This window comes from Kitasatospora sp. MBT66 (assembly GCF_000710405.2).
In the GTDB taxonomy this organism is placed as follows: domain Bacteria; phylum Actinomycetota; class Actinomycetes; order Streptomycetales; family Streptomycetaceae; genus Kitasatospora; species Kitasatospora purpeofusca.
In genome coordinates this window covers 86,953-108,070 of sequence record NZ_JAIY01000012.1, presented here as the reverse complement: position 1 = coordinate 108,070, position 21,118 = coordinate 86,953, and the positions used below count along the sequence as shown (strand labels likewise).

General features: G+C 75.1%; 11 protein-coding genes. 5 read left to right on the top strand and 6 right to left on the bottom strand.

The genetic code is table 11. From position 1 onward, the window contains the following. A partial coding sequence (locus BI06_RS32825; protein ID WP_051742451.1) for a polysaccharide deacetylase family protein occupies positions 1 to 718 on the top strand: 718 nt, incomplete at its 5' end. Positions 719 to 844: 126 nt separating this feature from the next. On the opposite strand, the gene BI06_RS32820 is transcribed toward BI06_RS32825, so the two are convergent. Further along, positions 845 to 1,282: a YchJ family protein gene (locus BI06_RS32820; protein ID WP_030394776.1), complete on the bottom strand. Its 438-nt coding sequence runs from the start codon at positions 1,280 to 1,282 to the stop codon at positions 845 to 847. Between the two features lie 425 nt (positions 1,283 to 1,707). Between BI06_RS32820 and BI06_RS32815 the strand changes: the two genes are divergently transcribed. The 3 genes from BI06_RS32815 (at position 1,708) to BI06_RS32805 (ending at position 13,908) form a co-directional block, all read left to right on the top strand. Further along, positions 1,708 to 2,415 (top strand): DUF4328 domain-containing protein, encoded by a 708-nt coding sequence (locus BI06_RS32815; RefSeq protein ID WP_149030560.1) that lies wholly within the window; start codon positions 1,708 to 1,710, stop codon positions 2,413 to 2,415. Between the two features lie 692 nt (positions 2,416 to 3,107). Then, positions 3,108 to 8,177, top strand: a complete 5,070-nt coding sequence (locus tag BI06_RS32810; RefSeq protein ID WP_158516493.1) for a non-ribosomal peptide synthetase — start codon at positions 3,108 to 3,110, stop codon at positions 8,175 to 8,177. A 103-nt stretch (positions 8,178 to 8,280) separates the two neighbouring features. Further along, entirely contained in the window at positions 8,281 to 13,908 is a 5,628-nt protein-coding gene (locus BI06_RS32805; protein WP_051742445.1) for a non-ribosomal peptide synthetase/MFS transporter, read from the top strand. A gap of 80 nt (positions 13,909 to 13,988) precedes the next feature. On the opposite strand, the gene BI06_RS32800 is transcribed toward BI06_RS32805, so the two are convergent. Further along, entirely contained in the window at positions 13,989 to 14,645 is a 657-nt protein-coding gene (locus tag BI06_RS32800; protein ID WP_030394780.1) for an NADPH-dependent F420 reductase, read from the bottom strand. A 161-nt stretch (positions 14,646 to 14,806) separates the two neighbouring features. On the opposite strand from BI06_RS32800, the gene BI06_RS32795 reads away from it, so the two are divergent. Continuing rightward, complete coding sequence (locus BI06_RS32795) at positions 14,807 to 16,420, top strand: PQQ-binding-like beta-propeller repeat protein (protein ID WP_051742443.1); 1,614 nt, start codon at positions 14,807 to 14,809, stop codon at positions 16,418 to 16,420. A 55-nt stretch (positions 16,421 to 16,475) separates the two neighbouring features. Here the strand turns inward: BI06_RS32795 and BI06_RS32790 are convergent, their stop codons facing one another. The 4 genes from BI06_RS32790 to BI06_RS51490 form a co-directional block, all read right to left on the bottom strand. After that, positions 16,476 to 17,840, bottom strand: coding sequence for an aldehyde dehydrogenase family protein (locus tag BI06_RS32790; protein WP_030394782.1), 1,365 nt, complete (start codon positions 17,838 to 17,840; stop codon positions 16,476 to 16,478). An 83-nt stretch (positions 17,841 to 17,923) separates the two neighbouring features. Further along, on the bottom strand, positions 17,924 to 19,660 hold the full coding sequence (locus BI06_RS32785) for an asparagine synthetase B (protein ID WP_043474431.1): 1,737 nt from the start codon (positions 19,658 to 19,660) through the stop codon (positions 17,924 to 17,926). A gap of 98 nt (positions 19,661 to 19,758) precedes the next feature. Then, positions 19,759 to 20,340 (bottom strand): hypothetical protein, encoded by a 582-nt coding sequence (locus BI06_RS32780; protein WP_043474428.1) that lies wholly within the window; start codon positions 20,338 to 20,340, stop codon positions 19,759 to 19,761. A gap of 66 nt (positions 20,341 to 20,406) precedes the next feature. Then, a partial coding sequence (locus tag BI06_RS51490; protein WP_043474425.1) for a hypothetical protein occupies positions 20,407 to 21,118 on the bottom strand: 712 nt, incomplete at its 5' end.

Genomic DNA, 21,118 nt, shown 5'->3' with positions numbered 1-21,118 from the left:
CGATGCCGCCCGCGCCGCGCTGGAGACCGCTCGGCGCTGGGGTCTGGCCCGGCTGCCGCTGCCCGCCCCGCAGCCCCCGGCGGGCCGGCCCGAGCTGCGCGCCGCGCAGGGCGTCAAGCTCGCGGACGGGCTGCCGCCGGTGGTGTACCGGGTGCCCACCGAGCAGCCGATCGTCTTCCTGACGGTGGACGACGGCGCCGAGAAGGACCCGGAGTTCAGCCGAATGGCGGCCGAGCTCGGCATCCCGCTGTCCACCTTCGTCGCGGACTACCTGGCCCGTTCCGACTACGGCTACTTCCGCCGGCTGTCCGAGCAGGGCGACGCGGTGAACAACCACACCATCAACCATCGCAACCTCAAGGTCCTCGACTACGCGACCCAGCGCGACGAGATCTGCCGCCAGCAGGACCAGCTGGAGGGGCAGATCGGCACCCGCCCCCGGCTCTTCCGGCCGCCCTACGGCGAGTACAACGCGGACACCCTGCGGGCCGCCGGCTCCTGCGGCATCGAGGCGGTGCCGCTGTGGAACGAGGAGGCGTTCCCGGACCGGATGGAGTACCGCTACGAGGACCAGCGGCTCCACCCGGGCGACATCATCCTGACCCACTTCCGCGGCACCGACCTGTGGCCGGGGTCCATGCCCGACCTGCTGCGCAAGGTGGTCGACGAGGTCACCGCGCAGGGCTTCGCCCTGGCCCGGCTGGACGACTACCTGTAGCAGGGTGCACGGCTGCACGGGCGGGCGGTCCTCCGGGGCCGCCCGCCCGCACGTCCGCGACCGACGACCCGCGCCCTCCCGGCCCCACCACCGACGGGCCCGGGGCCGCGCGCGGATCAGCCCGGCTCAGTCGAGCGAGAGCGCGTCCAGGTACACCCAGGCGCCCTCGTGCCGCACGAACCGGCTGTGCTCGGTGAGGACGCCCTCCTCCCGCCCCTCCGTGAAGTGGGCGCGGAAGGCCACCGTGCCCTCGGCGTGGAACGCCCCGCCCTCGCCGGTGGAGAGCACCTCCAGCCGCACCCAGCGCAGCCCCGGGTCGAAGTCCACGCTGTCCGGCCGGGTGTCCGGGTGCCAGGTGCGCAGCAGGTAGGCCTCGTCGCGGGCGGCGAAGGCGCTGTAGCGCGAGCGCATCAGCGCCTCGGCGGTGGCGGCGGCCACCTGGCCCCGGTGCAGTCGGCCGCAGCACTCGGCGTAGCTGCCGGGCAGGCCGCAGGGGCACGGGGAGGACGGGAGCAGGCGCGGCGCGGGCGTGCTGGCACGGGGCGCGGAACGGCGTCGGGACATGCGCCCCATTCTGGCCCCTCCCGGGTGGTGCCCGCGGCCCGGACCCGGTGATCGGGGCCGGTGGTCGGACCCGATGGCAGGGCCGGCTCCGACAGGTGGGCGCGCAACGGTGCGCGGAACCGGGCAAAGGCCGCGATATCGCCTCTGACCTGCACCGATGCGCGGAATGAAGTGGCGGGTCGGCGCGACGGGGCCCTAGAGTCGGCCCGCTCGCGGCCGGTCCGTGGCGGCGGCGGGGCGGGCGGAGGCCGGTCCCGGCCCGACCTTCCTGTGTCTTCTTGTGTGTTCTCGTGTGGGGAGCGGTTCCAGTGGTGTGTGTGGTCTGCGGGGCTCGGCCGGTGATGGGGAACGGTGGGCGGTGCTACGCCTGTGCGGAGGCCGCCCCGCACTGGGTGCGGGACTTCCGGTCGCCCAGGGTCGCCGCGGTGGCGGCCGTCGTGATGCTGGTGCTGAGCGGTCTGCTGGCGTTGGCCGTGCTGGTGGGCGACCTGTTCGGGGTGCGGGCGATCGGCCTGGTGCTGGCGGACCCGGAGGACTCGGAGGGGTTCGACCTGCTGGAGTCGCTGGCCGCGCTGGAGAGCGAGGTGAACGGTCTGTCGGCGCTCCTGCTGCTGGCGACGGCCGCGGCCTTCGTCGTCTGGTTCCACCGGATCAGGGCGAACGCCGAGCTGTTCGTGCCGAACGGTCACCGGCACGGGTCGGGCTGGGCGGTCGGGGCGTGGTTCACGCCCGTGGTCGCGCTCTGGTTCCCGTGGCAGCTGGTGGTGGACTGCTGGCGGGCCAGCGCTTCGGTCGATCCGGAGGGCCGGCGGCGGATCGTGTCGCAGTGGCTGGTGTCGGCGTGGTGGACGGCCTGGATCGGCTCGCTCGTGGCCCCGAGGATCGTCGGCGCCCTGGTCCGGGCGGACTCGGGGTTCGGCGAGGCCGACGAGCGGCTCGAAGCGATGCGCACCGCGCTGCAGGTCGAGGTCGCCGGGAACGCGCTGCGGGTGGCGGCGGCGGTGCTGGCGGTCCTGGTGGTCTGGCGACTGACGGAGATGCAGATCGGGAGGGCGGCGACCGTGATCCCACTGGCACACCGGACCGCTCCCGTCGCGGTGGGGGACCCGGCGGCGTCGGGCGCCACAGTCTGACCTTTCGTTCCTCTCCTCGCGCGCCGGGTCCGGAGGTGTCCACCGACACCTCCGGACCCGGCGTTCGTGCGTTCCGAGCCGCCCTGCGATGGGTCCTGCGGCCCGGGACCGGGGCGTGACCGGGGTCCCGGGCGTTCGGGACGGCGGGTGGCGGAGTGTGGGCGGGAGCCCGGTGTGCGCCGGGTGGTCGCGTTGTCCATGGAGCCTCCCGGAGTCCCCCGTGAATTGCACACGCTTTGCACACAGATCTGCAGTCGACCCGCTCGCGTCCGCCGCCTTCGGGGCTTGCGGTCCGGGTGGGTCGGACCGGTGGGCCGGAGCGGTGTGCGGCGGTGGGGGCGAAGGCCGTACTACCGGCCAGATTTTGACTGCCCTCGGACAAGATTGAGTCCGGAAATCTGCTTGCGGTGCCAGCAGGACACAGGTGTGCGCCAACTGACGAACCGTCGGTGAAACGCTATCGGTACGGACCGGCGCTGCCAAGGGGGATGCCAATCCGGGTGAAATCGCCGACGAACCGTCAGATCCGGACACCGCTGACCAGGCCGGGAGAGGTGATCTTTCCGGCATATCGAACGAGTGACGGAAATGTGCTGGTGATTCGTAGATCTTTACCCCACCATCTCCCAGGGCACACCGCCCATTTCTCGCCGACCACAAGTCGATGCAGCAGCACCCTCGGGAGAGAAGCGATGAGTTCGACGGGACTTACTCCACTGGATCCGGCAGCACCACTGGCCGAACTGGTGGCCGCGCAGGTCAGAAGAACCCCGGACGCCACGGCCGTGATCGACGGCACACGCCGGCTGACCTACCGTGAACTGGACTCCGCGACGGCCGCGGTAGCGGGCCGGCTGGCCGCCGCGGGAGTCCGGGCAGAGACGTTGGTCGGCGTATGCCTGCCGCGAACGGCCGACCTCGTGGTCGGTCTCCTGGCGGTGCTACGGGCCGGCGGAGCCTATGTGCCGCTCGACCCGGCCTATCCGCGCGACCGCCTCGAACTGGTCGTCGGCGACGCGCAGGCGCCCGTCGTGCTCACCGACAGCGCCCACGAGCACCTGCTGAACGGCGCGGGCGCCACCCTCCTGCACATCGACGGCGACGGCCCCGCCGCCCCGCTCGACCCGGCCGCCGCGCGCCCCACCACCGGCGACGCGGCCACCGACGCACTTGCGTACGTGCTCTACACCTCCGGCTCCACCGGCCGCCCCAAGGGCGTCTCGGTCACCCAGCGCGGCGTCAACGCCATGCTCCGCTGGGCCGCCGACACCTACACCGCCGCCGACCTGGCCGGTGTGCTGTTCGGCACCTCCGTGTGCTTCGACATCTCGGTGTACGAGCTGTTCCTCCCGCTCTCCGTCGGCGGCACGATCGTGGTCGCCGAGAACGTCCTCGCCCTCCCCGAGCTGCCCGCCCGGGACGAGGTCACCCTGGTCAACACGGTGCCCAGCGCGATGGCCGCGCTGCTGCGCGGGGACAGCCTGCCCGGCGACGACCAGCCCGGCGGAGGCAACGGCGGTGGCAACGGCGGTGGCGGACTGCCGGACGGCGTGCGGGTGGTCAACCTGGCCGGCGAGGCGCTGCCCCGCCACCTCGCGGACAAGGTCCACGCCCGGCCCGGCGTCGAGCGCCTCTACAACCTGTACGGCCCCACCGAGGACACCGTCTACTCCACCTGGTCGCTGGTCGCCCGGGGCGGCGCCGGCGAGCCGGTCATCGGCCGCCCGCTCGCCGGCACCCTCGACCACGTCCTCGACGAGAACCGGATACCCGTGCCGGACGGCGGCATCGGCGAGCTGTACCTCTCCGGCGAGGGCCTGGCCCGCGGCTACCACGGCCGCCCCGACCTCACCGAGGAGCGCTTCGTCCACATCGACGGCCTGCGCTGCTACCGCACCGGGGACCTGGTCCGCCGGCTGCCCGACGGCGACCTGGAGTACCACGGCCGGGTCGACCACCAGGTGAAGGTCCGCGGCTTCCGGGTCGAACTCGGCGAGATCGAGGCGGTGCTCGCCAACCACCCCGCGGTCGAGGCCGCCGCCGCCGTCGTCCAGCGCGACGAGGCCGGCGACTACCTGGCCGCGTTCGTCCAGCCCACCCCCGGCACCGCCGAACCGACGCCCGCCGAACTGCGCGCCCACTGCGCCGCCGCCCTGCCCGGCTACATGGTGCCGCTGGCCGTCGCCGTGCTGGCCGAACTGCCGCTCACCCCCAACGGCAAGACCGACCGCAAGGCACTGCCCCCCGTCGCCCGCAGCCGGGGCGGCCAGGAGCTGTTCGTCGCCCCCCGCACCCCCGCCGAGATCCGGATCGCCGAACTCTGGCAGAACCTGCTCGGCGTCCCCGAGGTCGGCGTGCACGACGTCTTCCTCGACCTCGGCGGCCACTCCCTGCTCGCCGTCGGCCTGCTGGCCCGGGTCGAGCGCGAGTTCGGCACCCGGGTGCCGCTCGCCGAGTTCTTCGCCGCCCCGACCGTCGCCGCGCTGGCCGTCCGGGCCGCCAACGGCGGCGGTGGCCGGGCCTCCGTGGAACCGCCGAGGCGCGAGGCCCACCTGCCCGCCCGCGCCACCGAGTTCCAGCGCGAACTGTGGTTGCACGAGGCCGTCCAGACCGGCAGTCCGCTCTACAACGTGCCGGTCCGGATCCGCGCCGAGGGCGCCCTCGACCGCGAGGCCCTCGGCCGCGCGCTCACCGAGGTCGTCCGCCGCCACGAGTCGCTGCGCACCGCCCTGTACGGCGACCCGAACCCGAGCGAGCTGGACGACGCCGTGGCCGACGTCCGCCCGCCGTACCCGGTCGAGGTGCCGCTGCTCGACCTCGTCGGCCCGCACGGGCAGGTCGCCGACGAGGAGGCGATCGACGACGTGCTGCGCGCCGAGGCCGCCCGCCCGCTCGACCTCGCCGGCGGCCGGCTGCTGCGCGCCCTCGCCGTGCGGACCGACACGGACCGGCACGAGCTGCTGCTCACCGTGCACCACGCCGCGGCCGACGGCTGGGCCGCCGGACTGCTGCTCGCCGAGGTCGCCCGCGCCCTGCGGGAGGGTGAACTGCCCGAGCCCGCGCTCCAGCTGTCGGACGTCGCCCGCTGGGAGCTGCGCGACGTCGAGGCCGGCCGCGAGGCCGCCGAGCGCTGGGCCGAGCGGCTGCGCGGCGTCGAGGGCGACCAGCACCTGCCCGGCGACCGCCCGCGCCCCAACCCGCAGGACATCGCCGGCCGCCGGCTCGCCCGCCGGCTGGACAGCGGGTTCGTCGAGGGCATCGAGAAGTGGGCCGCCGGGGAGGGCGCCAGCCTCTACACGGTGGTGCTCGCCGCGCTCGGCGGAGTGCTGCACCGCTACACCGGCCGGACCGACGTCGCCGTGATCAGCCCCTTCGCCGTCCGCCCGGTGCCCGAGCTGGAGACCGTGATCGGCTCGCTGATCAACACGGTCGCGCTGCGCTTCGACGTGGCCGGCGCCGACACCTTCCGCGAACTGGTCGCCCGGGTCCGACCCGTCGTCCTGGAGGCCGCCGACCACAGCGGCCACCCGTTCGTCGACCACGCCCGCCGCTACGGCGGCTCGCCCGGCCTCACCGCCTCGCCGATCTCCCAGGTGCTGCTCGCCGTCCAGAACCACCCGGTGGCCGGCGTCGAACTGCCCGGACTGAAGCTCACCTTCGTCGCCGAGGTGTGCAACGGCACCGCCAAGACCGACCTCTCGCTGTTCCTGGAGTTCCCGGCCGACGGACCGCTGCTGTCCGCCGAGTACCGCACCTCCCGCTACGAGGAGCGGTCCGTGCGTGCCGCGCTCGACCACCTGGTCGCGCTGCTGGCCGCCGCCGTCGCCGAACCCGACCGCCCGCTCGGCGAGCTGGTCATGCTCTCCGCCGCCGAACTCGCGGCCGACGAGCCGGTCAACCGCACCGCGGCGCCGATCCCCGACGCCCCGCTGCACCGGCTGGTCGCCGACCGGGCCGCCCTCACCCCGGACGCGCCCGCCGTGTCCGCCGCCGACGGCACCCTCGACTACGCCGGACTCCTCGACACCGCCGACCGGCTGGCCCACCTGCTGGGCGCCCGCGGCGTCGGCCCCGGCCACCTGGTCGCGGTCGCCGTCCGGCGCGGCCGGCTGCTGCCCGCCGCCCTGCTCGGCGTGCTGCGCAGCGGAGCCGCCTACCTGCCGCTGGACGTCGACCAGCCGCTCGCCCGCAACCGGGCCGTGCTCGACGACGCCGGTGTCACCGTGGTGGTCGCCGAGGGCGCGACCGCCGGCGACGAACTGCTGCGCGGCCGGGAGGCCGTGCTCGTGGACGGGCCCGCGCACGCCGCCGCCCCGGCCCAGGCACCGGACGTCGAGGTCGGCCCGGAGGACCCGGCCTACCTGCTGTACACCTCCGGCTCCACCGGCCGCCCCAAGGGCGTCGCGGTGCCGCACCGGGCGATCGTCAACTTCCTCACCTCGATGGGCCACGAACCCGGCCTCACCGGGCGGGACGTGATGGCCGCCGTCACCACCGTGACCTTCGACATCGCCGGTCTGGAGCTGTGGCTGCCGCTGGTCACCGGCGCCCGGGTGGAGATCGCCGACCGGGCCACCGCCACCGACGGGGCCGCGCTCGGCGCCTGGGTGGAGAAGCAGGGCGTCACCCACCTCCAGGCCACCCCCGCCACCTGGCGGATGCTGCTGGAGGCCGACTGGGCCGGCCGCCCGGGGCTGACCGCGCTGTGCGGCGGCGAGGCGCTCACCGCCGACCTCGCCCGCGCCCTGCTCGGCCGGGTCGGCTCGCTGTGGAACCTCTACGGCCCGACCGAGACCACCGTCTGGTCCACCGTCCAGCGGGTCACCCCCGAACTCGTCGCCCACGGCGGCGTGGTGGCCCTCGGCGCGCCCGTCGCCAACACCCGGCTGCACCTGCTCGACGGCTCCGGCCAGCCGGTCCCGGTCAACGGCGTCGGCGAGCTGTGCATCGCCGGCGCGGGTGTCGCGCTCGGCTACCACGGCCGGCCCGAGCTGACCGCCGAGCGCTTCACCGCCGAACCGGGCCGCACCGACGGCGCGTTGATGTACCGCACCGGCGACCTCGCCAGCCGCCGCGCCGACGGCCGGCTGGAGTACCACGGCCGCACCGACGCCCAGGTCAAGCTGCGCGGTTTCCGGATCGAGCTGGGCGAGATCGAGGCCGCGCTCACCGCCCTCCCGGGCGTCGTCGCGGGCGCCGCCCGGCTCGTCGAGACCCCGGCCGGACCGGCCCTGGCCGGTTACGCCGTGGCTCCGGGCCTGACCGAGGACGCGCTGCGCGGCGCCCTGACCGAGCGGCTGCCCGACTACATGGTGCCCGCCGGGCTCGTGCTGCTCGACGCGCTGCCGCTGACCCCCAGCGGCAAGGTCGACCGGGCCGCGCTGCCGGTGCCGGAGCTCGGCGGCGCCGGTGCCCCGCCCGAGGGCGACTGCGAGGAACTGCTCGCGGACCTGTGGATCGAGGTCCTGAAGGTCGAGCGGGTCTCCCGGCACGACGACTTCTTCGCCCTCGGCGGGCACTCGCTGCTCGCCACCCGGCTGCTGGCGCGGATCCGGGACACCTTCGAGACCGAACTGCCGCTGCGGACCGTCTTCGAGGACCGCACCCTGGCCGCGCTGGCCCGCCGGGTCGAGGAGCGCCTGCTGGAGGAGATCGACGACCTCGACGACCTCGGTGAGCCGGACGAGCCCGGTGACTTCGGTGACCTGGACCACCTCGACGGCCCGAACGACCTCGACGAGACCGCCGGGAGCGCCCTGTGAACCGCCCCACCCACCCCCGAGCCGCCGGCGACACCGGCAGGCCCGGGACCTTGGAAGCATGCCCGGCCGCCGGCGACACCGGCGCCCTGACGGGGGAGACCGCATGACCGAGCACAGCACCACCGGGCCGACCCCGGCCCAGCAACAGCCCCAGGAACAGGCCCGGGAACAGGCCCGGCAGCAGGCCCAGTCGGCCCCGCAGCCGGACCAGGCCGCCCGTCGGCAGGAACTGCTGCGCCGCCGCCTCGCCAAGGCCAAGGCCGCCAAGGCGGCGGCCGCGGCCGGCGGCGCCGAGCACCGCACCATCACCCCGCGCCCCGAGGGCACGGCACCCCCGCTGTCCTCGGCCCAGCGCCGGATGTGGTTCCTCTCCCAGTACGAACCGGACAGCGCCGCCTACCACATCCCGCTCGCCCTGCACCTCGACGGCGAGCCCGACGAGGCCGCCCTCGCCGCCGCGCTCACCGACGTCCTGGCCCGGCACGAGGTGCTCCGCACCGTCTACCCGACCGTCGACGGCGAGGTGAGCCCCGAACCGAGACCCGCCGAGGACTTCGCCCTCACCACCGACGACGTCCCCGCCGACCTGATCGACGACCGGCTGGCCGCCGAGGCCCACCGCCCCTTCGACCTGGCCGCCGACCTGCCGCTGCGGGCCGCCCTGCTGCGCACCGACGGGGGCGCCGTCCTCAGCCTGGTGCTGCACCACATCGCGGCCGACGGCTGGTCGATCGGCGTCCTGTTCGGCGACCTCGCCACCGCCTACGGCGCCCGCCGCGCCGGACGGGCCCCGGACTTCGAGCCGCTGCCCGTCCAGTACGCGGACGTCGCGCACTGGCAGCGGACCGAGCTCGCCGCCGAACTCGACCGGCAGCAGGCCTGGTGGCAGGAGCGCCTGCGCGGCGCCGCCACCACCGTCACGGTGCCCGCCGACCGGCCCCGGCCGGCCGTCGCCGGCACCGAGGGCGCCCGGTTCACCGAGGCGTTGGGGGAGGAGCGCACCCGGCGGATCCGCGCCCTCGCCGAACGGACCGGCAGCACCGTCTACATGGTGCTGCTGGCCGCCCTGCAGACCGTCCTCGGCCGGTACACCGGCAGCGAGGACGTCACCGTCGGCACCCCGATCGCCGGACGCACCCGCAGCGAGACCGAGCCGCTGGTCGGCTGCTTCGTCAACACCCTGGCGATGCGCACCGACCTCTCCGGCGACCCGACGGTCCGCGGGCTCCTGGAGCGGGTCAAGGACGCCACCCTCGGCGCCTACGGCCACCAGGACCTGCCGTTCGAGCGACTGATCGACGCGCTCGGCCTGGAGCGCGAACTCGCCCACACCCCGCTGTTCCAGGTCCTGCTGAACGTCCACAACCAGGCCGAGGCCCGCCCCGAGCTGCCCGGCCACACCGTCCGCTGGCGGCCGATCGGCACGGACACCGCCAAGTTCGACCTCTCGGTGGCCGTCGTCGACACCGGCGGCGAACTCGCCGCCGACCTGGTCTGGCGCACCGAGCTCTACGACGAGGCCACTGTCCGCCGCTTCCTCGGCCACCTCACCACGACGGTCGACGCGATGGCCGCCGACCCCGACCGCCCGCTCGCCGACCTTCCCCTGCTCACCCCGTCCGAGCAGCGGCAACTGGCCGAGTGGCACGACGAGGCCCCGCGCGGCTGGGACCTCGGCGGCACCCTGCACGGCCTGGTCGAGGAGCAGGCCCGTCGCACCCCCGACGCGCCCGCCGTGCGCGGCGCCGACGGCGTCCTCGGCTACGCCGAACTCGACCGGCGCGCCAACGCGCTGGCCCACCGGCTGCGCGCCCAGGGCGTCGGCCCGGACCGCCCGGTCGGTCTGCTGGTCGAGCGCTCCGCCGCCCTGGTGGTCGGCATGCTCGCCATCCTCAAGGCCGGCGGCGCCTACCTGCCGCTCGACCCGATCTACCCGGACGGGCGGATCAACGCCCTGCTCGACGCCGCCGGTGTCGCGGCCGTCGTCACCACCGAGGACCAGCGCGGACGCCTCACCGGCGGCCACCCGGTGGTCGTCCCGGACGGCACCGAACGGCCCGACGCGCCCGAGGTGGACGTCCGCCCCGAGCACCTCTGCTACCTGCTCTTCACCTCCGGCTCCACCGGCACCCCGAAGGGCGTCGCGGTCGAGCACCGCAACTACCGCAACTACCTGCACGGCCTGCGCGAGCGCATCGGCGGCGACCAGACGGGCTGGAACTGGGCCCTGGTCTCCACCTTCGCCGCCGACCTCGGCACCACCAACGTGTTCGGCGCGCTCACCGGCGGCGGCTGCCTGCACCTGCTCACCCGCGACCAGGCCACCGACCCGGAGGCCTTCGCCGCCTACACGGCCGAGCACCGGATCGACGCCGCCAAGCTCGTCCCCAGCCACCTGGAGGGACTGGCCGCCCACGGTGCCGGACTCGACGCGATCCTCCCGGCCCGGCTGCTGATCTGCGCCGGCGAGGCGCTGCGGCCCGACCTGGTGGCCCGGATCCGCGCCGCCCGGCCCGACCTGGTGCTGCACAACCACTACGGGCCCACCGAGACCACCGTCTCGATGCTCGGCGCGCCCGTCCCCGCCGACCTCGGCGACGCGGTCACCGCACCGCTCGGCCGCCCCTTCGGCAATGTCACCGCGCACCTGCTGGACGCCCGCCGCCGCCCCGTCCCGGTCGGCGTCCCCGGCGAGCTGTACGTCTCCGGCGGCGGTGTCGCCCGCGGCTACCTGGGCCGCGAGGACCTCACCGCCGAACGCTTCCTGGAGGTCGACGGCCGCCGCTGCTACCGCACCGGCGACCTGGTCCGCCGCCGCCCCGACGGCGCGATCGAGTTCCTCGGCCGGATCGACCACCAGGTCAAGATCCGCGGCTTCCGGGTCGAGATCGGCGAGGTCGAGGCCGAGCTGACCGCCCGCCCCGAGGTCCGCGAGGCCGTCGTGGTCACCCGGGGCGAGGGCGCCACCGGCTCCCTGGTCGGCTACCTGGTGCCCGCCGACCCGGCCGCCGCGCCCGACCCGGGCGAGCTGCGCGCCGCGCTGCGCACCCGGCTGCCCGACTACATGGTCCCGGCCGCCCTGGTCGTCCTGGACGCCCTGCCGCTGAACGCCAACGGCAAGGTCGACCGGGCCGCCCTGCCCGAGCCGGCCGCCGTCCAGCCCGCCGCCGGCGGCGGCGAGCTCACCACCGACACCGAGCACGCCGTGGCCGCCGCCTACCGGAAGGTCCTGGCGACCGAGGAGATCGGCGCCGCCGACGACTTCTTCGCCCTCGGCGGGGATTCCTTCTCCGCCGTGCACGCCGTCCGGCTGATCGGCGACGGCCTGTCGGTCATCGACCTGTTCCAGCACCCCACCGTCCGCGAACTCGCAGCGCTGATCGACGCCCGGGCCGGCGGCACCGCCGACGAGGGACCGCGCACCCTGCTGCACAAGCTCACCCGGGGCAACGCGCCGGCCCGGATGAACGTGGTCTGCGTGCCCTACGGCGGCGGCAGCCCGATCACCTTCCAGCCGCTCGCCGACGCGCTGCCGGCCGGCCACCGGCTCTACGCCGTCGAGCTGCCCGGCCACGACCCGAGCCGCCCCGACGACGAACTCGCCGAACTCGGCGCCCTCGCCGACACCCTGACCGCCCAGGTGCTGGAGCGGGTCGACGGCCCGGTGCTGCTCTACGGCCACTGCCTCGGCGGGGCGCTCGCCACCGCCCTCGGCTCCCGGCTGGAGGCGGCCGGCGTCGACCTGCGCGGACTCGCCCTCGGCGGCACCTTCCCCGCCGCCCGGCTGCCCGGCCGCTTCGCCGAGTGGATGGCCCGGCGGATGCCCGGCGACCGGGCGCTGTCCAACCGCGGCTACCTCGACTACCTGCGCGCGATGGGCGGCTTCACCGACGTCTACGACCAGGCCGAACAGGACTTCCTGGTCCGGGCGCTGCGCCACGACGTCCGGCAGGCCGAGGAGTTCTACACCCGCGCCTACGGGGACGAACGGCCGGAGAGGATCGACGCCCCGATCCTCTGCGTGGTCGGCGAGAAGGACCGCGCCACCCTGCTCTACCAGGAGCGCTACACCGAGTGGGAGCACTTCGGCGACACCGTGGACCTCGCCGTCGTCCCGCGCGCCGGGCACTACTTCCTCAAGCACCAGGCCGGTGAACTCGCCCGAGTGCTGGCCGGGTTCGCCGCCACCGGCGAGGTGGCCGACCAGGTCGCCGAGAAGCGCCCGGCCGCCAGGGCCGAACTGGGCACCTTCGCCAAGGTCGCGGTCGGCCAGTTCGTCTCGATGATCGGCACCAGCCTCTCCACCTTCGCCCTCGGCGTCTGGGTCTACCAGCAGACCGGCTCGGCCTTCGACTTCGCGATGATCTCGTTCATCGCGGTGCTGCCGGCCGTCCTGCTGCTGCCGATCGCCGGCGCCGTCGCCGACCGGGTGGACCGGCGCAGGATCATGATCGTCACGGACACCGTGGCCGCCGCCGCCATGCTCGGCCTCGGGATACTGCTCTGGACCGACCTCCTGGAGGTCTGGCACATCTACCTCGTGGCCTGCGTGGGCTCCACCTGCGGAGCCTTCCAACGGCCCGCCTACCTCGCCGCGATCACCCAGCTGGTGCCCAAGCGCTACCTCGGCCAGGCCAACGGTCTCGCCCAACTCGGCACCGGCGCCGGCGACATGATGGCCATCCTGGCCGGCGGCGTGCTGGTCTCCCTGGTCGGACTGCACGGCGTCGTGCTGTTCGACATGGCGACCTTCCTCACCGGCGTCACCTGCCTGCTGCTGGTCCGCTTCCCGAACGCGATGTTCGACAAGCAGGAGGAGCCGCTCTGGCGGGAGGTCGTCACCGGCTGGCGGTACATCGCGCGCCGGCACAGCCTGGTCGCCATGGTGGTCTTCTTCGTGGTGTTCAACTACCTGTTCGCCGTCGCCACCGTGCTGGTCACCCCGATGGTGCTGGCCAACGGCACGCCCTTCCAGCTCAGCGTCGTCACCGCCCTCGGCGGCCTCGGCGCCATGGTCGGCGCCCTGGTGATGGGGCTCTGGGGCGGCACCCGCCGCCGCTCCGTCGGCATGATCGGCTTCACCTCGGTGGTCGGCCTCGCCGCCGTCCTCACCGGCAGCCGCCCCGAGACCGCCTTCACCGCCTGCGGGCTGTTCCTGCTCTGGGGATCGATGATGATCCTCAACTCGCACTGGATGTCGCTGATCCAGACCAAGGTCGGGATGGAGCTCCAGGGCCGGGTCCTGGCCACCAACCAGATGCTCGCCATGTCGATGATGCCGCTCGGCTTCCTCACCGCCGGACCGCTCTCCGACCACGTCTTCGAGCCGCTGATGCGCCCCGGCGGCGCGCTCGCCGACTCCGTCGGCCTGGTGATCGGCACCGGACCGGGCCGCGGCGCCGGACTGCTGCTCGTCGTGGTCGGCCTGCTGCTCGCGGTCTGGGGCCTGCTCGGCCTCGCCTACCGGCCGCTGCGCCTGCTGGAGGACATCCTCCCGGACGCGCTGCCGGACGCCGAGATCGGCGACAAGGACGCCATCCAGGCCGAGGCCGACCGGCAGCTCGCCCTCGCCCAGGCCGCCCGCGCCGCCGGACGGCGCCGCGGTGCCCGGACCGGGGGAGCGGAGCGGCCGCCCGTCGGCACCGTCCGGGTGCCCGGCCCGGCCGGCGCCCCGGAACCGGTCGAGGACGACCCGGCCGACCGGGTGCACGCCGCCACCGGCCGCCGGTAGTCGACGACCGCACGACGACGCGCCCCCGTCCCCCTCGGCAGGGGACGGGGGCGCGTCCGTGACGGCTCCCGGGCGTGCGGCTACTTGGCGCGCTTGAAGGAGTAGTTGAACTCCGCCGTGCCGAAGGCCTTCATCAGCCGGATCCAGAACGGCATCATCATCTCCATCGCCCGGGCGCCCGTGATGTCGCCCAGGTCGATCACCGACTCCGCCGGCCAGCCGAAGCTGCCCAGCAGTGCCACGGTCCGCGCCTTGGCCCCCTCGTCGTCACCCGCGACGAACATGTTGTGCTCGCCGTCGAGCCGCGACGGGTCCACCATCACCGGGGCGGTCACCGTGTTGAGCGTCTTCACCACCAGGGCCTGCGGGAACTCCCGCTGGATCCGCTCACCGACACTGTCGGTGTTCACCGGGTCCAGGGTCAGCTCGCCCTCGGCCGAGAAGACCAGCGGGTTGGAGAGGTCGATCAGGAGCTTGCCCGCCAGCCGCTCCGGGCCCGCCGCCCGCAGCGCGTCGAGGGCGACCGTCCCCGGGGTGGCGTTCAGCACGACCTCGCCGAACTCCGCCGCCTCCGCGAAGGTGCCGTGGTGGCCGGTCGGCCCCGCCTGCTCGGCCCAGGCCACCGCCGTCTCGTTGTCCTTGCTGCGCGACCCCAGGGTCACCTCGTGCCCGAGCGACACCAGCTTGTCCGCGATCGTCCGCGCGACGCCGCCCGTGCCGATGATTCCGTACCGCACCGCTGTTCTCCCCGTTCGTTGTCCGACGTGCCGGGACTTCGACGCGCCGGGACGACGATAGATCAACTTCGGTCCGGTGTCCGGCGAACGGCGCGAACGGCCGCCCGCCGACTGGACCACTTCCGCTGGTGGGCCCGCCCGGCCCGCCGAACCATGGCGCCATGAACCGCACCACCCCCGGCCCCCGCCCGGCCCGCCGCCTGCCGCGCGCCGCCGCACTCCTCACCGGCCTCGCCCTGCTCGCCCCGCTCGCCGCCGGCACCGCCCGCGCCGACGTCACCACCATCTCCTTCGGCAACGACCGCACCGCCTGGGACCGCGACGAACCGCAACTCGCCCCCACCGAGGTCGAACAGTCCGACTTCGGCGTCCGCTTCTCCACCCAGCTCGACGGCCAGGTCTTCGCCCAGCCCCTGGTGATCGGCGACACCGTCGTCGTCGCCACCGAGACCAACCACGTCTACGGCGTCGACGCCAGGACCGGGAAGATCCTCTGGCACCGCGAGAACGGCCCGGCCTGGGCCTCCGCCGCCATCGGCTGCTCCGACCCCGGCCCCAACGTCGGCACCACCTCCACCCCGGTCTACGACCCCGCCACCGGCACCGTCTACCTCACCAGCAAGGTCGACGACGGCCCCGACGACCACCACCCGCACCACTACGTGCACGCGCTCGACGCCCGCACCGGCGCCGAGCGCAGCGGCTGGCCCGTCACCGTCCAGGGCGACCCGGTGAACGCGCCCGGCAAGCCCTTCAACGCCTACCGCTCGCTCCAGCGCCCCGGACTGCTGCTGCTCGACGGCCGGCTCTACTTCGGCTTCGGCTCGCTCTGCGGCATCGGCGACTACATCGGCACGGTGGCCGGCCTCGACACCCGCACCCGCCGGCTCACCCTGTTCTCCACCGTCGCGGGCTCCGACACCCAGCGCGCCTCGGTCTGGATGTCCGGCAGCGGCCTGGTCTCCGACGGCCCCGGCCGGTTCTTCCTCACCACCGCCAACGGCCAGGGCGCCGGCGCCTCGCCCGCCCCCGGCCCCGGCAACCGCCCGCCCGGCGGCCTCGGCGAGTCGGTGATCCGCTTCGCCGTCGACGCGGACGGCGGCTTCGCCCCCGCGGACTTCTTCAGCCCCACCAACAACGCCACCCTCGACAAGAAGGACACCGACCTCGGCTCCGGCGGCCCGGTCGCCCTCCCGTCCGGCTTCGGCACCGCCGCCCACCCCCACCTCCTGGTCCAGGTCGGCAAGGACGGCCGGATCTTCCTGCTCGACCGCGACGACCTCGGCGGCACCGGCCAGGGCCCGAACGGCACCGACAAGGTCGTCGGCCTCACCGGCCCCTACGGCGGCGTGTGGGGCCACCCCGCGGTCTGGGGCGGCGACGGCGGCTACGTCTACACCGTGGAGAACTACGGCAAGCTGCGCGCCCTCAAGTACGGGGTGACCGCCGCCGGCGTCCCGAACCTGAGCAACGCCGGCACCAGTGCCGAGGACTTCCTCAAGATGTCCGGCTCACCCGTCGTCACCTCCGACGGCACCCGCACCGGCTCCGCCCTGGTCTGGGTGATCTGGTCCGGCACCGGCAAGTACGGCGAGGGCGGCGAACTGCGGGCGTACGACCCGGTACCGGTCGACGGCACGCTCAAGCTGCGCCGCTCCGTCCCGATCGGCACGGTGAGCAAGTTCTCGGTGCCCGCCACCGACAAGGGGCGCATCTTCATCGGCACCAAGGACCACCGCCTGGTCGCCCTCGGCCGCCCCGGCGCCTTCGCCTGAGCCCCCTGGCCGTCGGCCCCCGGTGGGCCGCCCGCACGCGGGCGGCCCACCGTGCTCAGGCGCCGCCGCGGAGGCGGGCGGTCACCGTCTTGGGGCGCTGGTACTCGTGCAGGGCGAGGGTGGACAGGTCGATGCCCTGGCCGGAGGTGCCCCGGCCGCTGTGCGGGAGCTCCGCGCTCTGGGCGAGATGGCAGTTGATCCAGGTCTCGCCCGCGTCCAGCCGGGCGGTCAGGTCGAGGGCGGTCGACAGGTCGGCGGTCCAGACGCTGGCGGCGAGGGCCTGCGGCACCCCGTTGGCGAGCGCGAGCGCGGCCTCGACGGTGGGGGCGTGCTGGACGGTCAGCAGCGGACCGAACACCTCCTCCACCACCGCCGGGTCATCGTCCGGGAGGTCGGCGAGCAGCCGGGCGGGACGCCAGAGGCCGTCACCGCGGCCGGGCGCGGGCAGTGAGCGCCCGGCGGCGGAGGCGGCGAGCAGTTTGTCGTACCGGGCGGCCTGGTCGGGGTTGTTGAGCGGGCCGAAGTCGCGGCCCGCCTCACGGGCACCGAGCGCGGCGGCGAGGGCGGTGACGGTCCGCTCGTAGTTCTCGGTGAGGGTGATCACCCGGGCGGGCGCGGCGCAGCTCTGGCCGGCGTTGTAGGTGCACGCGGCGGCGAGCGCGGACCAGGTGTGGCCGGGCGCGTCGGGCAGTACGAGGACCGGGCTGTTGCCGCCGAGTTCCAGGCTGACCCGGCGGTGGCCGGCCCGGGCGGCGATGTCGGCGCCGGCGGCGGCGCTGCCGGTGAAGGCGATCAGGTCCACCTCGGCGGCGACCAGCAGCCGGCCGCTCTCGCGGTCGCCGGCCAGGGCGGTCAGCACGTCCTCGCCGAGCGCCTCGGCGGCGTGGGCGGCGAGCAGTGCCGCTGAGTCGGGGGTGGTCTCGGCGGGCTTGAGCACCACGGTGTTCCCGGCGGCGAGGGCCGGGGCGCAGCGCCAGGCGGCCATCAGCAGCGGGTAGTTCCACGGGACGACGGCCGCGACCACCCCGACCGGCTCCCAGCGCACCCAGCTCTCGTGCCCCGGCAGGTAGCGGCCGGCGGCGGGGGCGGTGCCGGTGCGGGCGGCCCCCGCGTAGAAGCGGAACAGGTCGGCGACCTCGCGGACCTCGCCGGCGGCCTCGGCCTCGGGCTTCCCGGTGCCGGCCTGCTCCAGCACCGTGTACTCGGTGAGGTGCCGCTCGATCAGGTCGGCCAGCGCGTCGAGGCGGCGCTCGCGCTCGCGCGGGGTGAGCGCGCGCCAGCGCGGCCCGGCGGCCCGGGCGCGGGCCACGGTCTCGGCGACCTGCCCGGCGCGCGCCGGGACGAGGGTGCCCCGGGTGTGGCCGGTGCGCGGGTCGGTCAGGTGGAGTTCGGGGGCGGCGGAAACGGTGGACGGTGCCATGACGGGGCCTCCGGGCCGGGTCAGTGGGAACGGTGGACAGCTCGGGGAAAACGGGACCGTGTCGGAACGGGGCTCGACCGGGGTCACAGGTCGTAGGCGCGCAGCCAGAGTTCGAGGGTGAGCACCAGCCAGAGCTTCCCGCCCTGGCGCGGCAGCAGGGTGCCCTCCCGGCGCATCCAGGTGCGCACGGTGTCCGGCCGCACCAGGCCGCGCTCGCGCGCGGTGCGTCCGAGCAGCAGTTCGGCGGACAGGTCGCGCAGCGGCCCGTGCAGCCACTGCTGGACCGGCACCCGCATGCCGCTCTTCGGCCGGTCCACGACCGCGCCCGGCAGCAGGTCGCGGACGGCCTCCTTGAGGATCCACTTCTCCACCGTGCCGCGCAGCTTGAGGGTCGGCGGGGTGGCGAAGGCGTGGTCGACGACCTGCCGGTCGAACAGCGGCGAGCGGCCCTGCACCCCGCGCGAGGCGGTGAGCCGCTCGACCTTGGTGAGGATGTGGTGGGCGCCCTTGGTCCGGAGGTTGCAGTGCAGCAGCTGGTTGAGCAGCGAGTGCATCGGCCCGGGGGAGAGGTACGGGGCGACGAAGCGGCGCGGTTGCGGTTCGTCGGCCAGCGCCCGCAGGGTCTCGCCGGTGAGCAGCAGCGGCAGGTCCTCGTAGCACTTGCGGTAGGAGCGCAGATAGGCCTCGGCCCGCACTTCGGGGGCGGGGTTGTCGCGGTGCATCTCGTGGACCAGCATCGGCAGGTTCTTCGGGCCGCCGTACACCGGGTCGCCGCCCTCGCCGTTGAGCGAGACGGTGATCCCGTCGGCGGCGACGGCCTCGGCGAGCATCAGATTGGGCACGGTCAGCGGGTCGCCGACCGGGCTGTCGAGCAGGGCGACGGTGTCGGCGAGCCGGGCGGCGACCTCCTCGCCGGAGACGGTGAGGATCCGGTGCCGGGTGCCGCAGTGGTCGGCGACCAGTCCGGAGTACCCCAGTTCGTTGGGCAGCCGGTCGCCGAAGCTGATCGAGTAGGTGTGCACCGGGTGGTCGTGCAGCCGGGCGGCGAGTGCGGTGACCAGTGAGCTGTCGACGCCGCCGGACAGCAGCACGCCGACCGGGCCGCCGGCCGGCAGCCTGCGCGCGGTGGCCCCTTCGAGCAGGGCGCGCAGTTCCCGGGCGTACTCCTCGGCGGGCCGGGCCGCGCCCTCGGGCAGGTGCTCGGCGGGTTCCCAGAACGGTTCCTGGTGGGTGCTGCCGTCGGCGGCGAGCCGCAGCACTCGGCCGGGCAGCGCCTCGTGCACGCCGCGCAGCAGGGTCTCCTCGCCGGGCAGGTAGGCGAAGGTGAGGAAGGAGCGGACGGCGGCGAGATTGAGACCGGTGCCGAGCGCGGGCCAGTGGCGCAGGGCGCGGAGCGAGGTGGACGCGGCCCAGCAGCCGTCGGCGCGGGCGTGGAACACGGTGCGGGCGCCCGCGTGGTCACGGATCAGGACCAGGTCGGCGCCGTCGACGACGACGAGCGCGAACATCCCGTCGGCCTGCCGCAGGCCGTCCGTGCCGAGCCGCAGCCACAGCCGGAGCAGCAGTTCGCCGTCCGGCAGGTCGGCCGGTACGGGGGACCCGGCCGCGGCGAGGGCGGCGATCAGCTCGGGCCGGTTGTGCAGGGTCACCTCGCCGACGGCGGTGCGGCCGTCGACGGTGAACGGGCCGGTGGCGAAGCCGGGTTCGGCGGGGAGGAGGGCGGCCCGGGCGCCGTTCGGCGCGGTGCCGCCGGTGAGGGCGGCGAGGTGGGCGCGGGCCCGGTCGGCGTCGGGGCCGGCGAGGGCGCAGCAGCGGGGCATGGTGGAGCGGTGCCTTTCGTCGGACGGCGGCCCGCGGGGTGTCCGCGGGCGGCGGCGGGGTCCCCGGCCGGCCGGGTGGCGGCCGGGGGTGCGGCGGCTCAGCCGAAGTCGTCGCCGTCCCAGCCGTCGTCGGAGTCGCCCCAGTCGCCGAAGTCCTCGGTGGTGCCCGGGTCCCCGTGCTGGTCCCCGGACCCGTCGCCGTCCACCGATATGTCGCCGCTGCCACCGCTTCCTCCTCCGCCGTCACCGCCGCCGGAGGAGGAGGCCTGCTGGCGGGCCTGCTGGCGCAGTTCCTCCTCCTCGGCCTCGGACAGGGCCATGGGCGGCAGCTGGGCGGCGGTGATCGCGGCGACGCCCGCCACCCCGAGGGCGCCGACCACCACCCCGAGCCGTCCGCCGAAGGAGCTGCGGTTGAGGGTGACCAGCCGGCCGCTGCCCCACACGGTGCGGCCGTAGCCGAGGTCGCGGCCGTACTCGGCGGTGCCGTCCGCGTACCGCCGCTTGACCAGGTCGCGGCCGAGCGGCTCGTCGGTGCCGGAGCGGCCGAGGCTGTCGTGCCAGTGGATCTGCCGGTCGGTGCCGCGCCGGCGCCACTCGCTGCGGCCGTCCTCGTACCGGCGGTGGACTTGGCCGTCCGCCAGCAGTTCGTCGCGGTAGCCGAGATGGCGTGCGTTGCTCATGGGTGCGGGGTCCTCACAGACTCGGGCAGGTGGGACGGTGCGTACGGATCGGGGGCGGAGCGGGGTTCAGCCGGCCGGCCAGCTGAGGAAGCCGCTGCCGCGCACGGCACGGACCCGCCGGTGCAGCGGGGTGCGGCGCGGACCGGCCGTCCCGCCGCCGCGCAGCTGGCGGATCACGGTGTGCAGCAGCCGGGCCGGCGGGACGGCGGCCAGTTCGATGGTCCGGCCGCTGCCCAGCCAGGCCCGCTCCTCGGGGCGCAGCCCGGCGGGCAGCGGTCCCCGGTGGCCGTGCGGGCCGCGCCCGGAGGTCAGGTGCAGGGTGTTGGCATGCCGGGGCACCAGGCCCATCGAGCGGACCCGGACGCCCGCCGGCCCGGCCCCGTCCGGCCCGGCCCCGTCCGGACCGGCCGTCGATCCGTACGCGGCCCGGACCTGCTCGAAGCAGGCGAGCCCGGACGGGCTGGCGTCGTGCAGCACGTGCACCACGGCGCCCCCGGCCCGCTCCAGCGCGCCCACCAGCCGCTCGTCCAGCGGCAGTTCGTCCGCCGGGAGCACCGGGCAGGCGGCCTCCAGGTGCAGGTCGTTGGCGATCAGCATCGCGGTGATCTCCCGGCTCTGGCAGACCAGCAGCCGGGGCAGCCCGTAGTCGTAGAGGTCGGGCTCCTCGGCGACGGCCGCGCGGGGGCCGGCCGGCCGGGGCGCGGCCGGCGGCAGCAGACCGGGCAGCTCGTCCCGGCGCGCGGCCAGCGCGGCGGCGAACCGGGCGTACCGGACGGGC